The 17,920-nt window shown below is 60.5% G+C and carries 17 protein-coding genes; 4 read left to right on the forward strand and 13 right to left on the reverse strand.

What is annotated here, in order from left to right; translation table 11 throughout:
- Positions 1 to 202 precede the first annotated feature (202 nt).
- From ABH944_RS09670 to ABH944_RS09680, 3 genes are all read left to right on the forward strand, one after another.
- The gene (locus tag ABH944_RS09670) at positions 203 to 799 is read left to right on the forward strand and encodes a nitroreductase family protein (RefSeq protein WP_404606527.1); all 597 of its coding nucleotides are present in this window, start codon (positions 203 to 205) and stop codon (positions 797 to 799) included.
- Between the two features lie 21 nt (positions 800 to 820).
- The gene (locus tag ABH944_RS09675) at positions 821 to 1,030 is read left to right on the forward strand and encodes a dodecin (RefSeq protein ID WP_404606528.1); all 210 of its coding nucleotides are present in this window, start codon (positions 821 to 823) and stop codon (positions 1,028 to 1,030) included.
- A 172-nt stretch (positions 1,031 to 1,202) separates the two neighbouring features.
- Positions 1,203 to 1,991: a MetQ/NlpA family ABC transporter substrate-binding protein gene (locus ABH944_RS09680; protein WP_404606943.1), complete on the forward strand. Its 789-nt coding sequence runs from the start codon at positions 1,203 to 1,205 to the stop codon at positions 1,989 to 1,991.
- A gap of 50 nt (positions 1,992 to 2,041) precedes the next feature.
- Here the strand turns inward: ABH944_RS09680 and ABH944_RS09685 are convergent, their stop codons facing one another.
- The gene (locus ABH944_RS09685; protein WP_404606530.1) at positions 2,042 to 2,368 is read right to left on the reverse strand and encodes a 4Fe-4S binding protein; all 327 of its coding nucleotides are present in this window, start codon (positions 2,366 to 2,368) and stop codon (positions 2,042 to 2,044) included.
- On the reverse strand, positions 2,365 to 4,011 hold the full coding sequence (locus ABH944_RS09690; protein WP_404606532.1) for an FAD-dependent oxidoreductase: 1,647 nt from the start codon (positions 4,009 to 4,011) through the stop codon (positions 2,365 to 2,367). Before ABH944_RS09690 ends, ABH944_RS09685 begins: the two co-directional genes overlap by 4 nt.
- A 362-nt stretch (positions 4,012 to 4,373) precedes the next feature.
- Between ABH944_RS09690 and ABH944_RS09695 the strand changes: the two genes are divergently transcribed.
- Positions 4,374 to 5,732, forward strand: a complete 1,359-nt coding sequence (locus ABH944_RS09695) for an LLM class flavin-dependent oxidoreductase (RefSeq protein ID WP_404606534.1) — start codon at positions 4,374 to 4,376, stop codon at positions 5,730 to 5,732.
- 50 nt (positions 5,733 to 5,782) lie between these two features.
- On the opposite strand, the gene ABH944_RS09700 is transcribed toward ABH944_RS09695, so the two are convergent.
- The 11 genes from ABH944_RS09700 to ABH944_RS09750 all read right to left on the reverse strand — a co-directional run bounded on the left by ABH944_RS09700 (position 5,783) and on the right by ABH944_RS09750 (position 17,693).
- The gene (locus ABH944_RS09700) at positions 5,783 to 6,064 is read right to left on the reverse strand and encodes a gamma-butyrobetaine hydroxylase-like domain-containing protein (RefSeq protein ID WP_404606535.1); all 282 of its coding nucleotides are present in this window, start codon (positions 6,062 to 6,064) and stop codon (positions 5,783 to 5,785) included.
- A complete protein-coding gene (locus ABH944_RS09705; protein WP_404606536.1) occupies positions 6,061 to 7,056 on the reverse strand; it encodes a HEAT repeat domain-containing protein in 996 nt (331 codons plus the stop codon). Before ABH944_RS09705 ends, ABH944_RS09700 begins: the two co-directional genes overlap by 4 nt.
- A 56-nt stretch (positions 7,057 to 7,112) precedes the next feature.
- The gene (locus tag ABH944_RS09710; RefSeq protein WP_404606537.1) at positions 7,113 to 7,910 is read right to left on the reverse strand and encodes an ABC transporter ATP-binding protein; all 798 of its coding nucleotides are present in this window, start codon (positions 7,908 to 7,910) and stop codon (positions 7,113 to 7,115) included.
- Entirely contained in the window at positions 7,907 to 8,767 is an 861-nt protein-coding gene (locus ABH944_RS09715; RefSeq protein WP_404606539.1) for an ABC transporter permease, read from the reverse strand. The genes ABH944_RS09710 and ABH944_RS09715 overlap by 4 nt, the downstream gene beginning before the upstream one ends.
- A gap of 38 nt (positions 8,768 to 8,805) precedes the next feature.
- Positions 8,806 to 10,233 (reverse strand): ABC transporter substrate-binding protein, encoded by a 1,428-nt coding sequence (locus tag ABH944_RS09720; RefSeq protein WP_404606540.1) that lies wholly within the window; start codon positions 10,231 to 10,233, stop codon positions 8,806 to 8,808.
- Between the two features lie 49 nt (positions 10,234 to 10,282).
- The gene (locus tag ABH944_RS09725; RefSeq protein ID WP_404606542.1) at positions 10,283 to 10,528 is read right to left on the reverse strand and encodes a 4Fe-4S dicluster domain-containing protein; all 246 of its coding nucleotides are present in this window, start codon (positions 10,526 to 10,528) and stop codon (positions 10,283 to 10,285) included.
- Positions 10,529 to 10,538: 10 nt separating this feature from the next.
- Positions 10,539 to 12,290 carry a fumarate reductase/succinate dehydrogenase flavoprotein subunit gene (locus tag ABH944_RS09730; RefSeq protein ID WP_404606543.1) on the reverse strand — a complete coding sequence of 584 codons (1,752 nt, stop codon included), beginning with the start codon at positions 12,288 to 12,290 and terminating at the stop codon, positions 10,539 to 10,541.
- Positions 12,287 to 13,063: a GntR family transcriptional regulator gene (locus tag ABH944_RS09735; RefSeq protein ID WP_404606545.1), complete on the reverse strand. Its 777-nt coding sequence runs from the start codon at positions 13,061 to 13,063 to the stop codon at positions 12,287 to 12,289. The genes ABH944_RS09730 and ABH944_RS09735 overlap by 4 nt, the downstream gene beginning before the upstream one ends.
- Positions 13,064 to 13,591: 528 nt before the next feature.
- On the reverse strand, positions 13,592 to 14,728 hold the full coding sequence (locus tag ABH944_RS09740) for an acyltransferase family protein (protein ID WP_404606547.1): 1,137 nt from the start codon (positions 14,726 to 14,728) through the stop codon (positions 13,592 to 13,594).
- A gap of 223 nt (positions 14,729 to 14,951) precedes the next feature.
- On the reverse strand, positions 14,952 to 16,091 hold the full coding sequence (locus ABH944_RS09745) for a porin (RefSeq protein WP_404606548.1): 1,140 nt from the start codon (positions 16,089 to 16,091) through the stop codon (positions 14,952 to 14,954).
- Positions 16,092 to 16,352: 261 nt separating this feature from the next.
- Entirely contained in the window at positions 16,353 to 17,693 is a 1,341-nt protein-coding gene (locus ABH944_RS09750; protein WP_404606945.1) for an MFS transporter, read from the reverse strand.
- Positions 17,694 to 17,920 lie beyond the last annotated feature (227 nt).

Consider the following 17,920-nt stretch of genomic DNA (forward strand, 5'->3'; position numbering starts at 1 on the left):
CCCTTACATCCGAACACGGAAAACGCGTTGCCGCGCTATCGCGATAAGGTTCAGCCAATTTCTTGTTAGATCAAATCGTTCCCCGTTCTTATACTGGCTCAGGCGCGTGCTTGATTCGAACCAAGCCACTCGACCCCTTCACCGTGACGTTTCCTTCGCAGCTCCTTTGTGAGCGCGAGCAACCAGTGAGTGACTACCCATCATGACAACGCCGAACCCTCGCAGCCCGGACCACCCTATCGATCCGCAATTCGTCAATCGCTGGTCGCCCCGCGCCTTCAGCCCGGAAACTATCGACAATGCGACGCTGCTGACGTTTTTCGAGGCCGCCCGCTGGGCGCCGTCTTCGTACAACTCACAGCCGTGGCGGTTCGTGTATGCAACGCGCGACAGCGAGCACTGGAAGCAGTTCCTGGGTTTCCTGAACGACTTCAACCGGAGCTGGGCACGTGAGGCAGCGGCCTTGGTCATCGTCCTTTCAAAGAGTACGTTTGTCCCGCAGGGCGCAACGGACGAAGTGACATCAATCAGTCATTCGTTCGACAGCGGCGCCGCGTGGGGCTATTTTTCGCTGCAGGCCAGTCTGGCCGGATGGCATACGCACGGGCTGGCCGGAATCGAGCGGGACAAAATCCGCACGGAGTTGAAGATCCCGGACACCTACTCGATTGAAGCGGGAATCGCGATAGGCCGCCTCGGCGACAAGGCTTCACTGCCGGAGGCGCTGCAGGCGCGGGAAACGCCCAGCCCGCGCAAACCGATTGGCGAAATCGCCACCGAAGGTCAATTCACAGCCTGACTTCTTCAAGGAAACCATCCAATGTCCGATCACGTCTACAAGCAAATTGAATTGACCGGTTCGTCAACGCAATCGAGTGACGACGCGGTGTCGGTTGCTCTGGCACGAGCCAACAAGACCTTGCATAACATTGACTGGTTTCAGGTCATTGAAACGCGTGGTCATGTGGAGGGCGGCAAGGTTGCGCACTGGCAAGTGACGCTAAAGGTCGGCATTCGTCTGGACGACTAGTTGCGGCGGTCGCGCCGGCATAAGCCATGGCGATCGCCTCACGAGGACAGTGCTTTGTATAGCCGAAATACTTGGTTTGCGTGCGTGCCGGGATGCGTTAAATTGCGCGCTCAATAATCAGGTCAAGGAATATAAAGTGTCTCCTTTGCTGAGCTTCTCCCGGCGCGCCGTCCTGTTTGCACTCGCCTGTCTCGTCCTGACAGGCGGCTCGAATGCAAACGCAGAAGAACAAGTTCTGAAGATCGGTGTGACGACGGGACCCCACGAGGAGATTTTCGAAGCCGTCAAAAAGGTGGCGCAACGAGACTATGGCCTGCATATCCGGATTGTGGCCTTCAGCGACTACATACAGCCGGACGCCGCGCTCGACGCGGGCGACATTGACGCCAACAGCTATCAGCATCGTCCGTTTCTCGCGTCCCAGATTCGCGCACGCGGCTATAAGCTGGTAGGCATCGGCCGTACGTGGATCGGCCCTATTGGCATCTACTCCAAAAAATACAAGCAATTCCCGGCGCTTCCCGACGGTGCCGGCATCGGCATTCCGAACGATCCGGCGAATGAGAGCCGGACGCTGTTGCTATTGCAGAAAGCGGGGGCGATCAAGCTGCGCTCCGGGATCGACCCGGTAACGGGTATCAACGCGACACCTCGCGATATCATCAGTAACCCGAAGCATTTCAAGTTCACCGAGATCGACGCGGCGCAACTGCCGCGCACGCTCGACGATTTCGATGCAACCACGATAAACGCCGACTATGCAATAAAGGCCGGTCTGAATCCTGGCCGGGACACCATCCTGGTAGAGGATGCGAATGGGCCGTACGCCTGCCTGATCGCAGTTCGGGAACAGGATGCCGGCAAGCCGTGGGTGCAGCAGATCGTCAAGGCATATCAATCCGACGAAGTGCGCAATTTCATTCTGACGCGCTATAAAGGCGCGATCATACCGGCGTTTTGATACCTGGCGAAACAGGCCGTGAACACACCGGCCCTGCGACGCCCGGCGTATCAGCGAGCCCTGATCAGCAACTCGTAGCTCGCGTCCTGATCCGCAGTGGACCGTTCTCCGCGTGCCCAGCCCACCGCACTGCGATAGGCGCCCATTGTCACGGGTTCGCCAAGGACACTTTCCTTCGACCGGACCCGGTCGACGAACGGCGCGACAAAGAGCGCGTCTTCGGGACAATACAGTTCGCACATGAAGCAGGTCTGGCAATCGTCCTGCCGGGCAATCACCGGAACTCCGTTCGGCACCGCGTCGAATACGTTGGTCGGGCACGCGGTCACGCAGATATTGCATCCGGTACAGCGCGCGGCACTGACGATTTCGATCATGCGGCCGCCGCGACAGAAAAGTCCCTCTGCTCCCGATACGGCACTGCAAGCCGCCGCACCCACACCTCATCCAGCCCGCCGCTCACGAGCCGATGGTGTTGACGCGGGTCAAGCGCCCCATGCTCGCGCCTGCGGTGCATGCCACGCGTCTCGGTGCGCTGCAGGGCGCTCCGATACATCCAGCGCGACGTAGCAAGCATGGCGGCCGCTTCACGGGCACGCACGGCCTCCTGAGCGGTCTGCGCCGGTGCGCACTGTCTCAGCCCCTCCCATAGGCCATCCAGGCGCTGCAACGAGTCTTCGAGCAGGTCGCCGCTTCGCGTCCAGTTACGCTCATAGGGAAAAACCTCGGCCTGCACGGCGCGAATAACATCGGCGCTATCGTACGGGGCGTTTGCGCTGCCTGTGCGCAGGCCTACTCCGCCGGCACGCCTCAGCACACGCCGGGACGCGGCGCGGGCGTCCCTCGAACGATCCGCGGCACCCGCGCCCGCCCAGAATCCCGACGACATCGCCCAGGCCGCATTGTGACTGCCTCCACCCGTGAAGCCTCCGCATATCAGTTCGCGGGTGGCTGCGTCGCCCGCGGCATAGAGTCCCTCGACCGACGTTGCACAGCTTTCATCGACGACATGCAAGCCACCCGTGCCGCGCACGGTGCCTTCAAGGCGCAAGGTCACGGGGAAGCGCTGTTCAAAAGGATCAATGCCATGACGGTCGAACGGCAGGAAGAAATTGGGCTGGGCTGTACGCATCCATTGGCGAACGTCGCTGTCGGCACGATCGAGGCGCGCGTACACCGGCCGCGTCTGCAATGTATGAGCGATGATGCCCCTGCCGCGCGCCGAACCGGCGCCTTCAATCACCGAGCCATCCTCATGGTAAAACGTTGCCCAGTTATAGAAGAGCGACTTCGTCACCGAGGAGAATGCGGGGCCCAATCCATACGCGTTCGAAAACTCCATGCCGGACAGTTCCGCGCCCGCTTCAGCAGCCATCAACTGGCCATCGCCAGTGAGCACGTTGCAGCCGAGCGCGCGGCTGAGGAACGCGCATCCGCCTGTCGCGATCACGACAGCTTGCGAACGCACGAGCCACGTGTCGCCTGTCTGCCGGTGCACGCCGGCAGCGCCGGCAACCACGCCATGTTCATCGGTCAGCAACTCCAGGGCGGGGCTGTGATCGAGGATCCGGGCGCCGGATTGCTTGACCCGCTTGCGCATGAGCCGCATGTACTCGGGGCCCTGCAGCGAGTCGCGATGCTCGGTGCCATTGGCATCGACCGGAAACGGATAACCCCATTCCGCCAGCCGCTCGGCATTGATCCAGGTCTGTTCGAGAACACGGTCCATCCACGTGTGCTCGGCCAGCTCGCCGCCGAGGGCGAACCGGCTCGACTTGGCTTTCTCGCGCGACTGGGTGTCCGGAGGAACGTGCCATAGCGCCGTGCCGGCGGGCGCCGTCGCCCCCGACGTTCCGCAAAAGCCCTTGTCCACCAGCAACACCTTCGCGCCCTTGGCCGAGGCGCTGATCGCTGCCCACGCACCCGCCGGGCCGCCGCCTATGACCAGCACGTCCACCTCATGCTGGGCGGCCCCTTCCGCACTCGATACGACTTGTCCGCCCGAATTGCCGTTACTCATTGCGTCTCCCGCTTCTGTACGGCGCTCACGATTCCTGCTCCCTCGGGCTCGTTGAAATACCCTCTATGAGAGCAACCATGCGGGTGCTGGCGCAACTATCTTGTTTTCCTATCGATACAGCGAAAATAGACATATGCATATCGCAGAACATGCACTCGTCGCGACGACGAAACTGTCGTCGCGACGGATCATCCATGCGTTGACGCACCCGCCTTCGGGCTTTTAACGCGATCCATTGCCCATTGCGCAGAATATGCAAAGCAAAAATGGTTGATTGTTGAAACTGTCTCCACGGCGAAGAATGGATATCCACCCTTCCGAACGACTCAACGACCCAACGACTCTATGAAGCGGAGCACGCAATGAGCAAGGCCAAGCGGCAAATCAAGCTGGGTGCATTCCTGATGGAGACAGGGCACCATATTGCTGCCTGGCGTCATCCCGATACGCATCTCGCCGGCGGACTCGATTTCTCGCACTATGCCCAGCTCGCGCAGATTGCCGAGCGTTCGAAATTCGACGCGGTGTTTTTCGCCGACAGTGTCGGTATTAGTGACACGAATCTCGCATCGCTTTCGCGCACGGCACGCGCCGACCACTTCGAACCGCTGACCTTGCTGGCCGCCCTGTCGGTGGTCACGAAAAACATCGGCCTGATCGCGACGGTCTCCACCACGTTCAATGAACCGTTCAACGTCGCCCGCAAGTTCGCCTCTCTCGATCACTTGAGCGGCGGCCGCTCGGGCTGGAACCTGGTTACATCGAGCAGCGAAACGGAAGCGCTCAACTTCGGCTTCGAGCAACACCCGGCTCACGCGGTTCGCTATGAACGCGCACGCGAGTTCCATGACGTCGTCACGGGCCTCTGGGACAGTTGGGAAGACGACTCTTTCATTCGCGACCGTGAAAGCGGAATCTATTTCGATCCTGACAAGCTGCATACACTGAACCATCGCGGCAAGCACTTCAAGGTGCGCGGCCCGCTCAACGTCGCCCGTTCGCCGCAGGGCTGGCCAGTGGTCGTGCAGGCCGGGGCATCGGATGCTGGCCGCGAGCTTGCCGCACAGACCGCCGAGGTGATCTTCGTCGCACACCAGACGCTCGATGAAGCGAAGGTCTTCTATCAGGACGTAAAGGGGCGGCTCGTCAAATACGGCCGGCAGCCTGATGACCTCAAGATCATGCCGGGCATCTTCCCGGTGATCGGCAGGACCCACGACGAGGCTCGCGCCAAGTTCAACGCACTGCAGGACCTCATTCATCCCGATGTCGGCCTGGCATTGCTGTCGAAAATGACCGGCGGTGTCGACTTATCGAAGTATGCCGTGGACGGGCCATTGCCCGACCTGCCCGAAACGAACGGCGGCAAAAGCCGGCAGCAATTGCTGTTTGACCTGGCGCGGCGGGAAAACCTGAGCATTCGGGACCTGTACCTGCGCATAGCCGGCGCTCGCGGACACCAGCAGGTCGTTGGTACTCCAGAGAGTATTGCAGACCAATTGCAGCAATGGTTTGAGGAAGAAGGCGCGGACGGCTTCAACATCATGTCGCCATGGTTGCCGGGCGGACTGACCGAGTTTGCCGAGCTGGTAGTGCCGGAATTGCAGCGGCGCGGACTGTTTCGCACCGGGTATGAAGGCACGACACTACGCGAGAACCTGGGACTGCCACGTCCGGGGAATCGTCACGCGCAGGCTGTACGGCAACGCGCCGCGGGCTGAGGGGGGTCTGCGAAAAGTCCTGGAAGGGCTGAGTCAGTTGATCTCGCAGGTCAATCCCCGAGCGTCTCAAGAAACGTCCAGGGGAAGATCCCCTGTGCGTGGCCGTCGCTGAAGCTGAACTGCACGCCATACGCCATCGATTGAATGTCTGTCACGGCGACTTCCTCGGCTGCCTGCACGACACCCCCGGCGAGGCGAATGCGACGGCATCCGGCGCATGGGCATGCACGGCGCAAGGCCGCGTGACTGACATGCTGCGCCCGCGCGCCCGGCCAATGCAGCGTCAGGGTATGCGCGCGCGAATCGAGGTCAATACGCTCGGGCACATTCACAGAGGAAGTCCTTCTATCTGTTGCAGCGCGATGCGAATGGCCTTGCGTACTTCCGGATCCGGGTCGCCAAGCGCTGCTTGCAGCACCGGCAGCAAACCACGGTCGCCGAGCTCGCCGAGCGCAAGCGCTGCTTCCTTGCGCAGATTGCTGATGGAATGCGACAGCAGCCCGCCAAGCGCCGCTCCCGCACCCGGGTCGCGCAACCGTCCGAGCGCGCGTGCGGACTTCAGCCTGACCTGCCAATAGGGATCGTCCAGCGACGCAATCAACGCATCGCGGGACTGCCCCGCACGCAGCTTGCCCAGCGTCGCGGCCGCTTCCTCGCGTACTTGCCAGGCGTTGTCACGCAAGCCGCTGAGCAGCGCATCGACAATAGCTTCCGCCGGCTCCGAGCCGAGCCCCAACGACCCCACTGCAGCCCGCCGAACATCGGGATCAGTGTCCCCGGCGGCCACCCGTGCGAGCTGCGCGAGCCCGCGCTCGTCCTTGAGCCAGCCCGCGACGCCGACAGCCTCCAGACGCACCGCGGCAAGCGGATGTGACAATCCCCGCATGGCGGGGTCGAAAGCATCGGTCAGGCGCAATTCACGCAATGCACGCAGTATCGCGACCTGCACGAACGGATCGGGATTGGCGACCCATTCCAGCAGTACATGGCCGGACGTCACCTCCTTGAGTTCCGAGAGGCTTTGAGCCGCTGCAACGCGCACCGCTTCATCGGGATCGAGAAGGGAACGACACAGCGCGTCAACGACCTCGGCTCCTTCCCATGCCGCCAATACGCGCGCCGCCTCCCGGCGTACATCAGCCGAATCGTCATGACGCAGTGCATGGACTATCGGCGGCAGCAGGTCCTCATCCTCCAGATCCGCGAGCTCAAGGAGCGCAATGCGGCGAACTACGGGGTCAGTATCGGACAGGCGCGGCAGCACAGCCGCTGCTTCTGGATCGAGCGCGTCCGGATCGAAAGTCAGCGGAGAGGATGCAGTCATGAATGAGCGAATGATTGAATGAGCAATGAATAGTCAGGATGACGTATAAAGCAATATCACGCCGTCTCACGCAGCAGCGCGAGGCAACGCCGCTTGATCTCGATGAACTCCGCCGCAACCGTGCTTTCGTCATTGCGTGGGCGGGCGAGCGGCACCACAAGATCCGCGACAATTCGAGCGGGCCGGCGCGACAGCACGACAATGCGATCGGCCAGGAACAACGCTTCGTCTATATCGTGAGTCACGAACATGACCGTCGTGCGCATGCGCGCCCACACATCGAGCAGCAGGCTCTGCATCATCCGCCGCGTCTGCGCGTCGAGCGCACCGAACGGTTCATCCATCAGGAGAATGTGCGGCCGGTTGATCAGCGCGCGTGCAATTTCCACCCGTTGCTGCATGCCGCCCGACAGTTGCACCGGGTAACGCGCTTCGAAGCCCTGCAAGCCGACCAGTTCGAGCAGCGCACGCGCCTCGCGATGCCTCTCCTCCAGGCCGAGCCCGTTCATCTTCAGACCGAACGCAACGTTGTCGATCACCCGCTTCCACGGAAACAACGTGTGCTGCTGAAACACAAGACCCCGGTTTCGATGCGGGCCTTCGACCCGCTCGCCATCGACCGCGATCTCGCCGCGAGTGGACGCCACATGTCCTGCGATAGCACCGAGCAAGGTCGACTTGCCGCAACCGGACGGTCCGAGCACGCAGACGAATTCGCCCGGCTCGATGGTGAAATCCAGGTGGTCGAGCGCCGTGAAGCGTTCGCCCGGCAACCCCACGTCAATGCTTAGCGAACGTACGTCCACACGGCCCACGGCCGCCTCGGTCAGCACGTCGCTCATCGGGGTATTCATCGACGCGCCTCGCTCAACCGGTACCACGGCATCAGCATCAGCCCGAGCCTTTTGACCAGTACGCTGCTGCCCATGCCAAGCGCGCCGATCAGCAGCATACCGACGACAATATCCGCATAGTTTTGCAAGGAGTACGACTCCCACGTGAAATAGCCGATCCCGTACTGCCCCGCGATCATCTCGGCGGTGATCAGGCAGAACCACGCAGTGCCCATGCCGATAGACAAACCGGTCAGGATGGCCGGCGCCGCGCCGGGCAGGATCACTTCGCTGAACAGGGACAGGCCACCCGTGCCGAGGCTGCGCGCGGTGGCGACCAGACGAGGATCGACGCCTTCCACGCCGTGGACGGTATTGAGCAGGATCGGGAACAGCGCTCCGATGAACGTGATGAACATCATGCTCATCTCCGACGATGGAAACATCAGGATCGCCAGCGGAATCCATGCAACTGCGGGAATGGGCCGCAACACTTCCAGCGACGGCAGTACTGTATCTTCGAACGCGCGATACCGCCCGATAGCCAGGCCCAGGCCGATCCCGACAATTGTTGCCGCGCTGAATCCAACCAGCACCCGCATGATGCTGGCGAACAGGTGCATTGGCAGCTTGGGCGAATGCAGCAGGCGCCAGAACGCCAGCGCGACCTCCGTCGGTGCGGGCACATTCGCCATTGTCACGAAGCCGAGCGAGACCTTGTACTGCGTTGCGATCTGCCACAGGCCAAGGGCGGCGACAAGCGATGCGCAACGCCAGATCGAACGGCTGACAGGCGTGCGTGCCGGCACCGTCGACGAACGCTGCCGGTCCAGCGCCGGCAAGTCACGGCTTTCAGTGCTTTCGAGCGACGTGGCCATTATCGAGTTCCTATAGAAGGCGTTGAACCCGCCGCACGTCAGCGTGCAGCCACAGCCTGAGCCGCATCAGCGCGAACCGATGCATAGTCCGAGACATTGCCGCTGACCTTTTTTGCGTAATCATCCGCACTGGCGCGCAGCAGGAAGGCTGCAATCTGCCCGTTGCCGGAGCGGACATACCAGGCTTGGGCCCCCAACAGCTTCAGCCCGCTCGTGTGATCCTGCACAAACACCGCGCGCACGGTCTTGCCCTGTTTCGTCAATGCGTCTTGCGCGCCGAAAGCTTCCTGCGGCTGCGCGTAAGTGCGAACGCGGTCTTCGCCTTCGACCCACACCTGGGCGACGTCGTTGAAGTTGGTGATTTGCTTGCCTGTTTGCGCGTCATTGGCCATCAACGGCTGCTTCGCGTGGTTCCTGAGCGCGGCGTCATAGTCGAGGCCGGACTGCTTGAACGCCTCGCGAATAAAGCGGTCGTCAATGATGCTGTTCGCATCGAGCTCGACGTCCGTCTTCTTCAGCAGCTTGAGTGTGTCGATCGCGCTTGCCACTGCCTGGCGATACTCCGGCTTCCAGGTCAGGTCGCGGGTCTGCAAGCCGAGCGGCCCGTGATACAGGTAATCGACCGGCGCTTCAATGCCGGTCACTTTCTCGATCAGCAGGCTGTATTTTTCCGGATCCTGTGCCATCAGCCGATTTGCTTCGATGGTTGCCCGCAAATACGCAACAACAATCTCGGGGTACTTCTTCGCGTAGTCTGCGTCTACAAGCGCGCCATGAAAGGTTGGCGCGTGGCTTTGCGAACCGTCATAGATCTTGGTCGCGAAGCCGCGATACGGAAACAGGTCGGCGAACGGCACGAAGTCGGCATGCGCATCAATCTTGTGCGCCTTGAGCGCACTGCCCGCCACTTCCGGCGCTTGCGTGATGATGTTGACGTCGGTCTCCGGGTCCCAGCCTTGCGCCTTGATCGCGCGCAGCAGCATGCTATGCGCAGTCGATGCGAACGGCACCGAGATGGTCTTGCCCTTCAGGTCGGCCAGGGAATGAATCGGTGACCCGGTCGGGACAACAATCCCATTACCGCTGCCTTCGGTACTGCCCGACAGCACCGTGATGAACTCGCTCCGCTTACCGGCTTTCTTGAATGCCGCCGCGTTGAGTGTGCCCGGGAAATCGGCCATCGCACCGAAGTCGAGCTTGCCCGCCACCATTTCGTTAGTCAGGGGTGCACCCGAGGTGAAGTCTTTCCACTGGATGTCATACTGGACGTCCTTGTATTTACCGTCGTGAGGAAGATATTTATCCAGCAGATGCAGCTCCCGGATCATGAGGCCGCCGGTTGCGCAGTTGATCGTGGTGTCCTGCGTGCCGATAGCCACGCGGATCGTTTCTGCTTGCGCGGCGCTCAACGCCCCCATCAAGAAGGCCAACGCCGTGGAAGCCCGAATCAGTTTTCGAATGTTCATTGCTCAACCCCGAGTAGATAGTTGGTGCGTCGCGAATCTGAACGTCGCGTCAGCGCAGCAAATAAGGAATCTCGACCTTGACCGCACCGGTCGGGCAATCCTGTTCGCACGGCATGCAGTACCAGCATTCGTCGAACTTCATGTAGGCCTTGCCTTTGGAGAGATCGATCGCCAGCAGGTCGAGCGGACACACATCCACACAGACGGTGCAGCCCTTGTCGGCGATGCACTTGTCTTCGTCAACGGTGACGGGCGCCGTGCTGCGCTGAAAAATTTCATGAGGCGTATAGGACATGGAGGCTCGCTCAGGCAGATTCCGGCACGGCTGCAGGCGCGGATTCACGCTCGCCAATGCGCAGCTTTTGATAGGCGTGGCTTTCGTCGTTATCGAGCGGAAGCACGTAGGGTTCGACCGGACGTTTCGCGCTCGTCATCCCGCCGAACTGATCCTTGAAGAGGTGCGTATGGCAGAACCATTCGTTGTCGTTACGCTGCGGATAATCCACCCGATGGTGGTAAAGCCCCCACCGGCTTTCAGTCCTGAATAGAGACGCACGTGCGGCCATCTCCGCGCAGTCCCGGATGGCCCGGACCTCCGCCGCGCGCATGAGTTCGTGCGGATTGTCGGCTTTCATCCCGTCAATATCCGCGCCGATTTCTTCAAACCGCTGCAGGCCGATCTCCATCTTTCGTGTGACCTTGGGCGGCTGCAGATAGTCGTTCACCATGCGCCGCAACTTGTATTCGACCTGCGCCGGGGCAAGCCCGGATTCGCGTTCGAGCGGTGCGTAGATGCGTTGGCGCTCTGCCGCTATCTGTTCATCGTCGAGCGGCGAAAACTCGCGGCCCGCGACTTCGCCGGCTGCGTTCCATCCCGCGAACCAGCCGTAAGTGAACGCGCCCAGCATGTAGTTGTGCGGCACCGCAGCCATGTCACCCGCCGCATATAAACCCGCCACCGTGGTTTCCGCACGCTCGTTGACATAGACACCGGAGGCGCTATGACCACTGCAAAAGCCAATCTCCGAAATGTGCATCTCAATCATCTGCTGCCGGTAATCGGTGCCTCGCCCCGCATGGAAACGCCCACGGCTGGGACGCTCGTTGGTATGCAGGATGTCTTCGATCGTCTTGATCGTCTCCTCCGCCAGATGATCGAGCTTCAGGAACACCGGCCCATTGCCGCTTTGCAGTTCCTGGTAAAACTCCCACATCATCTGACCGCTCCAGTAGTCGCATTCAATGAAGCGCTCGCCCTTGCCGTTCGCCGTGAAGCCGCCAAGCGGTCCGGTCACATAAGCGCACGCCGGACCGTTGTAGTCCTTGATCAGAGGGTTGACCTGGAAACATTCGAGGTTGGAAAGCGCGGCGCCGGCGTGATACGCCATGGCGTAGCCGTCACCGGCATTGGTCGGGTTTTCATACGTGCCCATCAGGTAGCCCGATGCCGGCAGGCCCAGCCGGCCCGCGGCGCCGCAACTCAGGATCACGGCCTTGGCGCGCACAACATAAAAGTCGGCGGTGCGGCAGTCGAAACCCATTACGCCGCAGACGCGTCCGGTTGCATCGGTCAGAAGCCGGGTTGCGACAATCCGGTTGGTGATGGCGACACGGGAGCGCTTGAGCTGGCGATAAAGCACCTTCTTGATGCTGTGCCCTTCCGGCATGGGCAGCACGTAGGAACCCATGTGATGCACCTTCTTTACAGCGTAGTCACCGGTGCTGTCCTTCTCGAATTTCACCCCCCAGCGATCCAGCTCCTCGATCGTCTTGAAGCTATGCCGTGCGTAGGCGTACACCGCCGACTGATCGACAATGCCGTCGTTTGCTATGGTGATCTCCCGCGTGTATTGCTCGGGCGTGGCGTGCCCGGGAACAATCGCGTTGTTGAGTCCATCCATGCCCATGGAGATTGCGCCGCTGCGCTTGACGTTTGCTTTCTCCAGCAGCAACACCCTGAGCGAGGGATCGCGTTCCTTTGCTTTCACCGCGGCCATGGGCCCGGCCGTGCCGCCCCCTACGACCACGACGTCGTATTCGAGAACATGTGTATTCATGGCGCTTTCCTCGCATTCCTGCGTTTCTTTTCCCGGTCGATACGCATCCGGTACTGGAACGCATCGCCGCGAAAATAAAGGTATTCATAGTCGATCGGCGTGCCGTCGGCGCAGTGGGTGAGGCGTTCGATCCGCAGCACCGGACTGCCCTCCTCCACTTGCAGCGCGGCGGCGATTTCGTCGTCGGCAAGGATTGCGTCGATCGATACGTCGGCGTGACCGAGCGAGAGTCCGCAGTCGTTCTCAAGGATCAGAAAGATGTCGCGGGTCACGAGGTCGGCATTCGCGAGGCGCTTTTCGAGCAGCTCGGGTACGTAAGTGATTTCCAGCGAGACGGGTGCACGGTTGAGCATCCGCACCCGATGGATTTCAACTACCCCCGTGCCCTCGGCAATATTCAGACGAGTTGCCACGTGGCGGTCGGCCTTGACCACCTTGAAGGTGCGCAACTGGTTGACGATTTCATATCCCATCGACGACATCGCCTCCGCAAAGCCTTGCAGCGACGTCACATTCTGAAAGGCTTTCGGCTTGGAAACGAACGTTCCCTTGCCGTGAATCTTGAACAGCAAGCCCTCTTTCTGCAGGTCGCCGAGTGCCTGGCGAACAGTGATGCGGCTGACCTCGAACATTGCGCAGAGCTCGTGCTCGGATGGCATCTGCCCATGCGGAGGGTACGTCCCGTCAAGAATGCGGGCGCGTAGCACTTCCTTTAGCCGGGCATAGAGCGGGGCTGCTGACAGCGGCAGCAAAGTGGCAGTGGGTGCAGTCATTTCAACTTGTTATGACAAGATGAAATGGAGTCTAAACAAGCCGATAAATCCGACCAACGAAGATTTTCTGATATCGATCAAAGCAGAACCGCTGATTTCCAGCGGGACGCCCGGTGCACAATCGCGTCGGGATCGGGTCGGCAAAGCGCTTTTGTAACCGGGGCGCTATCACGTGGGCCAATGAACGTTGTCAGCTGCTTCGTCCGCGGTGACCGCTGCGAGACCCAGCGACGGCACGCGAGCTGCAGCGATCTCCAATGCCAGTGGAATTCCGTTGAACGCTCTGCATAACGTCGTGACCTGCACGGCGTACTTTTCCGTCAGCGCGAATGATGGTTCGCGGAAGTGACACGACGGACGAACAGTTCAACCGCACTATAGCTTCTTGCGTTTACTACGTCCTCGTAGCGCCCAGGTAACGCGTCGATGACGGCTTGGCAAGTGGTGACGTAAGCGCCAAGAATGGGGCCGGCCAGCCTTGAGCCGCGCGGCGTTAGCGGGCAAGCCAAGGCAACGGAGATCCGACACCTAGTGCGCGGGCTCAGGCTGCCGGATTGGATGCGATGAGCGCTTGGTCTTATAGGCTTTGCGAAGGTACGCGCACAGAGGCTTCTCAATCCACAGGAAACTGAAAATCGATACGGCCGTTAGCACGAGCAAGAACCCCAGGAATGGCGCGGGAGCCGTGGCGACGCTCGGAAAGAGCATCTTTGCGTATCTGAAGAGCGGCACATGCAGTACGTAGAACGCGAAGCTCGCCTCCCCGAGCAGCACCATGGGCTTGCTCCCAAGCCAGCCGCTAAGCAGCCCTTTCGCGCGTGCCAGAAAGTAGAGGAGCAAGATAAAGGCGGGGAACAGCAACGCCTTGGCCAACACGTGATTCGCCAGCACGATGACTGCAACCGCTGCAACCAAAGCCGCGAAAGCGGCCACATCGAAGATAAAGAATTTGGCCGTGCCCTGGCTGAGGTAAAGACGCGCCATGCATATGCCGGCGATAAACTCGCCTATCCGAAGCACCGGTGTGAAGTTGACCAGCTCTCGCAACCAGTACGCCTGTCCCAATGACGGTGGCAGGAACGAAAGCGTCAACGTGGGGATGACCGAAAACAACCAGCATGCCCCGATCAGGCTCAACAACACGCCTACGCTGCGATTTTTCAGGAACGCAAACAGGAAGGGAAACGACGCGTAGAAAACCGCTTCCGCGGAGAGCGACCATCCCGGTGTGTTCCACGCGTTAGCGGTGGCAGGCGTCCACGCTTGCAACAGCGCGAGGGAAATCACGCCGTAAAATGCCAGCCGCGCGTACAGACCCGCCGAGTGTCCGTGCAAGGCCGCAAGATTCGAATACACCAGCGGTGCAAATGCGAGCCAGCCTAATAAATAGATTGGGTATATTTTTGCGAACCGGGAGAAATAGAACTGTCGTACGGCAGGCGCCTCTGCCCCGCTCATTTCCGGATGGGTGTAGGTGAGAATAAATCCCGAAAGAATGAAGAATAGTTCGACGGGATCGCCCGAATTATCGTAGAAATAAAATGGCGAAATCCCTAGCGACACTGCAATATCAGGCGACAAGTGATAGAGCGCTACGCTCAACGCCGCCAGGAAGCGAACGCCGGTTAGCGCGGGAATGACTGGCCTTCTTGCAACTGTTGTCATCGTTCATTCGGTTCGCCGCGTGCCCCAGCGCGCCTGGCAACTTTATGGTGCACGTTAAAAAAATGGAAAATTAATGGAGATTCACGGATTTTCCGGAAAATAAAACGCTTAAGACGCAGTGCACGTTATGTCCTGGGGAAACGGAGGCGCGTTTATGTGAAAAGGGCCAGTGATTATTGAACTGGCCCTTAGGAACCACGTCTTTATCGTTGGATTCGGGCACCTAGAAACTGTGCCGCAATCCCGCCATGACACCGAGTTGCCCCGCGCCCGCGGCAGGCGTCGTGCCGCCGCCACCCTGACTCACCGTATAGGCGGCTTTCGCGCTGTTCGCCAGATAGGCGCCCTGCAGATACACAGCCGTGCTCTTCGACAAGAAATAGGTCGTACGCAGCACCTCGATCGTGCCGCGCGTGTCGTCCTGCCGATTGACGATCCGGTAGATCCCGCCATCCACCAGGAACGCCGGTGTAACCGGATATGCAGCCGTCAGGTAAAACTGGTCCGACCTCACGTTGGGCGTCGCGGACGAAACGGTCTCCACTCTTCGCCCCAGCCAGCCGCCCCCAATCTTCAGTTTCCCGATCGCTCCGTAGCCGTTCAACTGCATGCGGATATCCTTGTCGCCCGGGTTGGTCAGCGCGAACGTGGGCGTACCGTCGAACAGGTTCGCCGATGCCCCCGGGCCGCCGCGCTGTTCGTCGTAGGCTGCGGCAGCGCCGAAACCGCTCCAGTCATACCGCAGCATGGCGGACCACTCGCGGCAGGTTTGAGGGCTGCCCGGAACCGAGCCCACACACGTACCCTGCCCCGGTGAATTGCCCGTACCGGCCGAATCACGTCCGAAGGAATAGGTCGCGCCTGCCGTCAGGCCCCCGAAGGTTCCCTTGTAGACCACAGTGTTGTCGCTGCGGGCGCTGGGCAGATACTGGTCGAAGGAACCCGTGCCGCCATAGATATCCGGGCCGAGCAGATCGGCGTCAAGGATGGCCCAGTAAGTCATCGTGTACTGACGCCCGAACGTCAGGCTGCCATACGGTCCTGTGAAACCGACCAACGCTTGTCTGCCGAACAGGCGGCCGCCCTGGTTCAGCGTTCCGGCTTTCGTATTGAAGCCGCTCTCCAATGTAAAGACGGCCGACCATCCGCCGCCAAGGTCCTCGTTGCCGCGTATGCCCCATCGTGACGGCAGTTCTCCTGTCACGCCGGGCATCCGTACCACGCTGTCGCCCGATGCATCGGCATGGGTGACAAACTCGACACCCGTATCGATAATCCCGTACAACGTCACGTTGCTTTGCGCGAAAGACGCGGTCGCGCTGATGCCGAGAAGTGCTCCTACTAATGCCGTTTTGTATTTCATGATCTCCGAGTCCCCTGACCTGCCCCTTGGAATGCAGGTTGAATAGTCTTGTTCCGACGACAGTCAAGCGCATTGCGCACTCGACCTCCTGGTTTAAATCGTCTTGTTCCCAATTTCATTTAATAACTTAATAGGTATGCTAATTACTTTAAATTTTTATAGACCCGAATCCCACCGCTCGACCTGTTAAATCAGGGGCGTGCGGGAATGAGAATCACTCAACCCCGTACTGGACCGTTTGATGAAAGTATCTCCAGCGTCCTACCGGATTGCACTGGGTATGTGTCGCCGAACGAGCGCAAGCGCAATCAACACCACCGCCATTGCCGCTCCCAGCATCACGAGGTACGACGACGCGCCGCCGGCGGTAATGACCGCGGCGCCGGCGAACGCGCTGACAATCGCGCCTATCCGCCCGAATGCCAGCGCCGAAGCCGTTCCGGTCGCACGCACCCCTGTCGGGTACACATAGGCGCACAGCGCATACATGGTGGACTGCACCGCGTTGACAAACAGGCCGTGGGTAAAGAGTCCGAACATCAGCACGCTAACGTGCCGGGAGACGTCCACCGTCAGCAGCAGCCACGCGCTGGCGGCGGCGCCGAAGCAGCAGATGATCAGCGGCCAGCGCGAACCGAATCGTGCGATGGTGACCGCGCACGCCAACGCCCCGATCGCACCGCCGAGGTTGTAGGCCGTCAACCCGTAGCCGGCGAACTGCACTGACAAACCCTCGTTGGTCAGCATGGTCGGCAGCCAGCTAAACGCGGCATAGACGGCCAGCAAACACATGAAGAACGCAGACCAGATAGCCACGGTGTCCAGCGCGCGGCCGTCCTTGAACAGCGCGGTGAATCCCACGTGCTTTTCTGAATCACGCTCGCGTATGTCGGTGAAGCGTGCATCCTTCGCGACCGGGCGCGACATGCGGCCCAGGAGCGTCACCAGTTCGGCCCAGCGATGCGGGCGACGCGACAGGAAGCGAGGCGACTCAGGCAGCGCGAACAGCAGCAGCACGGCAAGCACCAGCGGCAGCACCCCACCCGTCAGAAACAACGCACGCCAGCCGTAAGCCGGCAGGATCACGCTGGCGAACAGCCCTGCGACCATTCCACCGAGAGGAACACAAAGGATCGTGACGGTGACCGCGACGGTGCGCAAGCGCGCCGGCGTATATTCCGCCGTCAACGTGGTGGACGTCGGCAACGCTCCGCCTATTCCCAGTCCGGCGATGAAACGCAGCGCACCAATCACCGCAAGGTTCGGGGCGAGGCTGATCGCGCAAGTCGCCACGCCAAAGACCAGCACGCTGCCGATCACCGCCCAGCGCCGGCCAAAACGATCCGCGAACAAACCGGCGCAGGCACTGCCTATTCCCATGCCGATCAGTCCTGCGGCAACCACCGGCGCAAACGCATTACGCGCTATACCCCACTCCTTGATCAACACGGGAATGGCAAAACCGATCAACTGGCTGTCGAAACCATCGACAATGATCGACAGCGCCGCCAACAGCACAATGAGTTTCTGGAACGTAGTGAACGGACCGTCGTCGAGCACGCTCCCAATGTCCACGGTCTCGCTCGTGTCCTGCAACTCCATCGCCTGATCGAGCTCCGTCTGCGCGGACCCCGTGAACACAGCGGGAGGGACGTAGCTGGGCATATGACTGTCTCCTGTTCATGCGCGGGTTGTCCCTGCGCATCTTTATTTTCTTCAGCGAATTATGTAAGTGCGGCTCGCTCTTTTGATATTGCCGATTAGCGTAAAAGTCATGACCTTCCTGCATGACCTTCTGGACGTGCTACGGGTTTTTATCAATATGCCAA

This window comes from Caballeronia udeis, assembly GCF_044909315.1.
GTDB lineage: Bacteria > Pseudomonadota > Gammaproteobacteria > Burkholderiales > Burkholderiaceae > Caballeronia > Caballeronia udeis_A.